Raw genomic sequence first — 6,174 nt, 5'->3', positions numbered from 1 at the left:
GAAACGAGGAGAACCCGCGCTGTGGTGATCTGACGGTGCGGTGCCTGCGCTCTCGTTCCCATCCCACCGCCCCTGACACATAACCGCAGGTCAGAGGCCCTGTGCGGGGAATGAGGCACCCCCCTTGCGGGGAATGGGGCTCAAGAACCGGACGGAACAGGCCGATGACCTGCATGAATGCACTTTCGTCGGAAGCCCGCGCACGCATGTGGGACCCCGTCCAGACATCGATCTGGGCGGGGTCTCCTGCATCTCTGGACCTGGCTGTTGGGGAGCTCAGGTCGCGGCGACCTCGCCTTCGGCCTCGGCGAGCGCGAGCTCCTCGGCCAGCTCCTTGTGGTGTCGCACGGCGGCGACGCTCGGCAGCAGCAGGCTCGCGAGGGCCGCGATGCCGAGCGACACCCCGGGCACCCACAGGGACGCGAGCAGGGCGTCGCGCAGGCCCGCGGGCGAGAAGACGGTGCCGGCGGTCTCGAAGAAGACCACGCCGACCACGGCCAGCAGCAGGGCCGCGCCGACCTGCTGGAAGGTGCCGAAGACGCCCGAGGCCGCGCCGGCGTAGCGGACGTCGATGTTGGCCAGGGCGACGTCGAGGAGCGGGACGGCGGCGAAGGCGAGACCGGCGCCGCCCAGCAGCATGGGGCCGATCAGGTCGGCCTTGCCGAGCGCGTCGCCGTGGTGGGCCACGGTCTGCCCGGTCCAGGCGACGGCGGAGGCGAAGGCGACCAGCCCGACGAACACCAGCCCCTTGCCGAGCCTGGCGATGAGCGGCACGGAGGCGCCGCTGGCGAGGAACGCACCGATGCTGAAGGGCAGCGTGGTCACGGCGGCGCCGATGGGAGTGAAGCCCAGCCCCACCTGGAGGTAGATGACGATGACGAAGAAGTAGGCGCCGATGGAGCCGAAGAACGCGAACGCCGTGACCATGCCCGCCGAGAAGCCCCGGTCACGGAAGAGCGTCGGTGGCACCAGCGGTTCACCGCCGGCCGCCTCCAGGCGCCGCTGGAGGAGCACGAAGACGACCAGCAGCACCACACCGACCGCGAGCATCGCCCAGATCCAGGCGGGCCAACCCTTCGGACGCCCCTCGATGAGGGCGAAGACGGCTAGGAACAGGGCGAGCGAGATCAGGGCCGCGCCGCGCAGGTCGAGCCGGACCCGCTCGCGGGCGTGGGACTCGGGGATCAGGATCGCGCCGGCGACCAGCAGCACGATCCCGACGGGGATGTTGATCACGAAGATGCTGCGCCACTCCAGCCCCAGCACGTCGTAGGTCGTCAGGACACCGCCGAGGAGCGGTCCGGCGACCGCCGCGGTGCCGGTGACGGCGCCGAGCGCGCCGAGGACCCCGGCGCGCTCGCGCGGTGCGTAGAGCACCTGGATGATCGAGAGCACCTGCGGCACCATCGTCGCGGCGAAGAGCCCCTGCACCAGGCGGGAGACCACGAGGACGTCGGCGCTGGGTGCGAGCCCGGCGGTCGCCGAGGCGACGGTGAAGCCCGCGACGCCGACCAGGAAGACCTTCTTGCGGCCGTAGAGGTCGCCGAGCCGACCGGTCGTGATCAACGCGACGGCGAAGGCCAGGACGTAGCCCGACACGATCCACTCGAGCTGCGATGACGACGCGTCGAGATCGACCTGGATCGAGGGGAGCGCGACGTTGACGATCGTGGTGTCGAGCAGGTCCATGAACGTGGCCATGAGCAGCACCAGCACCGCGATGCTGCGGGAACGAGACATGATCGGTGTGGCGGTGTCGGGTGCGTTCACGCTCCCATTGTGGCGGGTGGCACCGACACCGGCGTGCCACTGCCCTGGGGCCGGGACCGAGCCGTGGCTACCCTGGTCCGGTCTGGCAGTTCTGAGCCATCCGCTGCTGATGAGCACCTCGGCGCGCCGACGAGCACTCATCCACCCTCACAGACGGAGCACACCCATGCGCACCATCGACAAGACCGGTCACCGCGCCGGCACGAGCCTCGCCGCGCTGACCCTCGGCCTCTCCCTCGCCCTCACGGCGTGCGGCGGGGACGACACCAGCGGCTCGTCGTCGACCAGCAGCAGCGACCACAACGACGCCGACGTGTCGTTCGCGTCCGACATGATCCAGCACCACGCCCAGGCCCTGACCATGGTCGACCTGACCGTCGAGCGGGACCTCGATCCCGCCTTCCAGCAGGTCGCCGAGGGCATCCGTGACGCCCAGGGCCCCGAGATCGAGACCATGAGCAACTGGCTGGAGCAGTGGGGCGAGGAGGTCCCGGCGACCGTGCGCGACCACTCCAACGCCGAGGGTCACGACATGGGCGACATGGCCGACGACACCGGCATGGACATGCCGGGGATGATGAGCGACGAGGACCTGGAGGAGCTGGCGGACGCCTCCGACGCCGACTTCGAGGACCTCTGGCTCGAGATGATGATCGAGCACCACGAGGGTGCGGTGTCGATGGCGCAGACGGAGCAGAAGGACGGCACGTACGAGCCGGCCGTCTCGCTCGCCGAGGACATCGTCACGACCCAGACCGACGAGATCGCGACCATGCAGGAGCTGCTCGACTCCTGAGTCGATGAACGCCACGATGACGGCCATGACCCCATCCCCGACCGTCCGCGTCGAGATCGCCGGACCGGTGACCACGGTGGTCATCGACCGCCCCGAGGCACGCAACGCGGTCGACGGCCCGACCGCCGCCGCCCTGCACGCGGCGTTCGAGGCCTTCGACGCCGACGAGTCGCAGGCCGTCGCGGTCCTCACCGGCGCAGGAGGCACCTTCTGCGCCGGTGCCGACCTCAAGGCCGTCGGCACCCCCAGCGGCAACCAGGTGACACCCGACGGACCGGGCCCCATGGGTCCGACCCGGATGCGGCTCGGCAAGCCCGTGGTCGCCGCGATCGAGGGGTACGCCGTCGCGGGAGGCCTCGAGCTGGCGATCTGGTGCGACCTGCGCGTCGTCGCGAGCAACGCGACCTTCGGCGTCTACTGCCGGCGTTGGGGGGTGCCGCTGATCGACGGGGGGACGGTGCGCCTGCCCAGGCTGGTCGGGGCAGGACGGGCGATGGACCTGATCCTCACCGGCCGCGCGGTGGAGGCCGACGAGGCCCTGCGGATCGGCCTGGCCGACCGCGTCGTGCCGCCGGGGACTGCGCGGGCGGAGGCAGAGACGCTGGCGTTGTCACTGAGCGCGTTTCCCCAGGCCTGCTTGAGGAACGACCGGCTCGCGGCGCTCGAGCAGTGGGGTCTCGACGAGGCTGCTGCCCTGGAGGTGGAGCACCGGCACGGTCTCCGGTCGCTGGAGGCCGGAGCGCTCGAGGGGGCTGCCCGCTTCGCCGCCGGTGCGGGACGCCACGGCGGCCGGTCGGACGGCTAGCTCGCCGGCACTCCGCTGGTCCGGGGCATCGCGAGCTCCCCGAGGCACACCGCGATCAGCACACCCGGTGCCTCGCCGGTGACGATGTCCCAACCCTCGTCGAAGGAGACCTGTCGCACCCGGTCGTCGCGGCGGATCAGTGCGGAGCGGGGGATGACGCCTGCTGCGAAGCCGGTCGTCGAGCACTCGTGCTCGGCCATGGCCTTCTCGATGACCGCGGAGCGCTCCTCGATCTGGTCGGCTCCGCCGGTGCCGGGCGAGGCCGTGACCTGGCCGCCTCCGATCAGTCCGAATCCCAGCGCGACCACGACGAGCAGGACCACCGACTTGACCAGCGACAGACCGAGAGCGAGGGGAAGCGGTGGCTTGCGGCGCATGGCTACTCCTGTCGTCGGGGCGATCGGTCGGCGTCGTACGACAGGGGAAACGACGTCGAGGATGACGAGTCACGGAGTCATGGATCACCCACGCCAGAAGGGCGTTCGCGGTCTGGACCAGCTGCGACGGCGGCATGGGGGAGGATGAGCCCATGACCTGGTTCGCCTCCCCTGCCGACGCCGCCGAGCGACTCACCGCCGTCGGCTACCTCGCCGACCCGGCGACCGCCACCACCACGTTCCTCGCCGGGGCCCTGGAGAAGCCGGTATTGGTGGAGGGGCCGGCGGGTGTCGGCAAGACCGAGCTGGCCAAGGCGATCGCCCGCGCGACGGGAGCCGAGCTGGTCCGGCTGCAGTGCTACGAGGGGCTCGACGAGGCGCGGGCGCTCTACGAGTGGAACTACAAGAAGCAGCTGCTCCGGATCCAGGCCTCCGGCAACGACCAGGAGTGGTCGGCGACGCACGACGACATCTTCACCGAGGAGTTCCTCCTCACCCGGCCGCTGCTGACGGCGATCCGCCGCGAGGAGCCGACGGTGCTGCTCATCGACGAGGTCGACAAGACCGACGTCGAGGTCGAGGGCCTCCTGCTGGAGGTGTTGTCGGACTTCCAGGTCACGATCCCCGAGCTCGGCACGGTCGAGGCCGTCCGTCGGCCGCTCGTCGTCCTGACCTCCAACGCCAGCCGCGAGCTCTCCGAGGCCGTCAAGCGACGCTGCCTCTACCTGCACCTCGACTACCCCGACGCCGAGCGGGAGCGCGCGATCGTCGCCTCCCAGGTGCCCGGCCTCGACGACCTCGTGGCCGAGCAGCTGGTCGCGACGGTCGGCCGGTTGCGCGAGCTGGAGCTCAAGAAGGCCCCGTCGATCGCCGAGTCCGTCGACTGGGCCCGCACGCTGATCGCCCTCGAGATCCGTGACCTCGACGACAAGGCCGTCAACGACACCCTGGGCGTCGTGCTCAAGCACGCCTCCGACCACGAGCGTGCGATCCGCGAGCTCCGGCTCAAGAGGTGACCCAGCCGCAGGGGGCGCACCGCAGCGGCCTGGTCGACCGCCACATCTCCTTCCTGGAGGCGTTGCGGGGCGCCGGCATGTCGGTGTCGCTCGCCGAGGACCTCGACGCGATCGCCGCGCTGACCGCGCTCGAGTGGTCCGACCGCGGCATCATCCACGACGCCTACGCCGCCACCCTGCTCAAGCGACAGGCCCAGCGGCCGACCTTCGACGCGCTCTTCGACCTCTACTTCCCCCGCCTCGTGGGCGAGGGTGCCCGCGCGGGCGACGAGAGCGGCGACGAGGCGGGTGAGGGTGAGGGCGTCCGCGACAACGCCCAGGCCCTGCAGGCGTTCCAGGCGGAGCTCCTGGACGCGCTCTCGCAGGACGACCAGCAGCGCCTGGCGCAGCTGGCGGCCGAGATGGTCGGCCGCTTCGGCGCCATGCCCGGCCGCGGCCCCGGTCTGTCGTCGTGGTCGGCCTACACCGCGCTCCAGCGGGTCTCCCCCCAGGAGCTGGTCGACCAGATCGTCGCGGCGCTGCTGGCCCAGGGACGCAACGACGACGAGGCGCAGCGGGTGGCCGGTCGCAGGATCGGCTCGTTCACCCGCCAGGTCGAGGACGACGCCCGGCGCCGCATCGCCGAGGAGAAGGGTCCCGACCACGTCGCCAACGTCGCGATCCGCCCCAGCATCGACCGGCTCGACTTCACCTCCGCGCGCCGCTCCGACCTGGAGGAGATGCGCCGGGAGATCTACCCGCTGGCACGCCGGCTCGCCTCGCGCCTCACCCAGGAGCACCACGCCCGCCGACGCGGGCCGCTCGACTTCCGCCGCACGGTCCGCGCGTCCATGTCGACGGGCGGGGTACCGCTGGTGACCCACCACAAGCCCAAGCGGCCGCACCGCACCGAGCTGGTCGTGCTGTGCGACGTCAGCGGCTCGGTCGCCAACTTCGCGCAGTTCACGCTGCTGCTGGTCTTCGCGCTCCGCGACCAGTTCCAGAAGGTCCGGGCCTTCACCTTCATCGACCACGTCCACGAGGTGACCCACCACTTCACGCCCGGCGGCGACGTCGTCGACGTGATGGCCGACCTCGCCGCGAGCACGGCGCACGCCGCGCTGTGGGGCCGCACCAACTACGGCCGGGCGCTGACGAAGTTCGAGGAGGACCACGGCGACGCCCTGGGTCCCAAGTCCTCGCTGCTCATCCTGGGCGACGCGCGGTCCAACTACAGCGACCTGCACGCCGACGTGCTGCAGCGACTGGCCGGGACCGCCCGCCACGCGTGGTGGCTCAACCCCGAGGCCGCACGGCACTGGGGGACCGGCGACTCCGCGGCGCCGACGTACGGCGCGATCGTCGACATGGTGGAGTGTCGCAACCTCACCCAGCTCGGCGAGTTCGTGCACGACCTCGCTGGCTGACCCC

At 71.2% G+C, this 6,174-nt stretch carries 6 protein-coding genes; 4 read left to right on the top strand and 2 right to left on the bottom strand.

Features of this window, described 5'->3' with window-relative positions; translation table 11 throughout:
• Positions 1-276 precede the first annotated feature (276 nt).
• On the bottom strand, positions 277-1,770 hold the full coding sequence (locus RMN98_RS11255; RefSeq protein ID WP_309648907.1) for an MFS transporter: 1,494 nt from the start codon (positions 1,768-1,770) through the stop codon (positions 277-279).
• Between the two features lie 166 nt (positions 1,771-1,936).
• Here RMN98_RS11255 and RMN98_RS11250 point away from each other — a divergent pair, with 166 nt between their 5' ends.
• Entirely contained in the window at positions 1,937-2,566 is a 630-nt protein-coding gene (locus tag RMN98_RS11250) for a DUF305 domain-containing protein (RefSeq protein WP_309648906.1), read from the top strand.
• Positions 2,567-2,591: 25 nt separating this feature from the next.
• Positions 2,592-3,371: a crotonase/enoyl-CoA hydratase family protein gene (locus RMN98_RS11245; RefSeq protein ID WP_309648905.1), complete on the top strand. Its 780-nt coding sequence runs from the start codon at positions 2,592-2,594 to the stop codon at positions 3,369-3,371.
• Here the strand turns inward: RMN98_RS11245 and RMN98_RS11240 are convergent.
• A complete protein-coding gene (locus tag RMN98_RS11240; protein WP_309648904.1) occupies positions 3,368-3,748 on the bottom strand; it encodes a hypothetical protein in 381 nt (126 codons plus the stop codon). The two genes, RMN98_RS11245 and RMN98_RS11240, sit on opposite strands and share 4 nt — an antisense overlap.
• A gap of 152 nt (positions 3,749-3,900) precedes the next feature.
• On the opposite strand from RMN98_RS11240, the gene RMN98_RS11235 reads away from it, so the two are divergent.
• Together RMN98_RS11235 and RMN98_RS11230 are read left to right on the top strand one after the other, a co-directional pair.
• Positions 3,901-4,764, top strand: coding sequence for a MoxR family ATPase (locus RMN98_RS11235; RefSeq protein ID WP_309648903.1), 864 nt, complete (start codon positions 3,901-3,903; stop codon positions 4,762-4,764).
• A complete protein-coding gene (locus RMN98_RS11230; RefSeq protein WP_309648902.1) occupies positions 4,761-6,170 on the top strand; it encodes a VWA domain-containing protein in 1,410 nt (469 codons plus the stop codon). Before RMN98_RS11235 ends, RMN98_RS11230 begins: the two co-directional genes overlap by 4 nt.
• The last annotated feature ends 4 nt before the right edge of the window (positions 6,171-6,174 follow it).

The sequence above is a fragment of the Nocardioides sp. genome, assembly GCF_031397825.1.
In the GTDB taxonomy this organism is placed as follows: domain Bacteria; phylum Actinomycetota; class Actinomycetes; order Propionibacteriales; family Nocardioidaceae; genus Nocardioides.
This window is presented reverse-complemented; position numbering and strand designations above follow the sequence as displayed.

Coding starts and splice junctions, on each gene's coding strand:
- RMN98_RS11250 (WP_309648906.1), top strand. CDS start 1,937: ATGCGCACCATCGACAAGACCGGTCACCGCGCCGGCACGAGCCTCGCC.
- RMN98_RS11245 (WP_309648905.1), top strand. CDS start 2,592: ATGACCCCATCCCCGACCGTCCGCGTCGAGATCGCCGGACCGGTGACC.
- RMN98_RS11240 (WP_309648904.1), bottom strand. CDS start 3,748: ATGCGCCGCAAGCCACCGCTTCCCCTCGCTCTCGGTCTGTCGCTGGTC.
- RMN98_RS11235 (WP_309648903.1), top strand. CDS start 3,901: ATGACCTGGTTCGCCTCCCCTGCCGACGCCGCCGAGCGACTCACCGCC.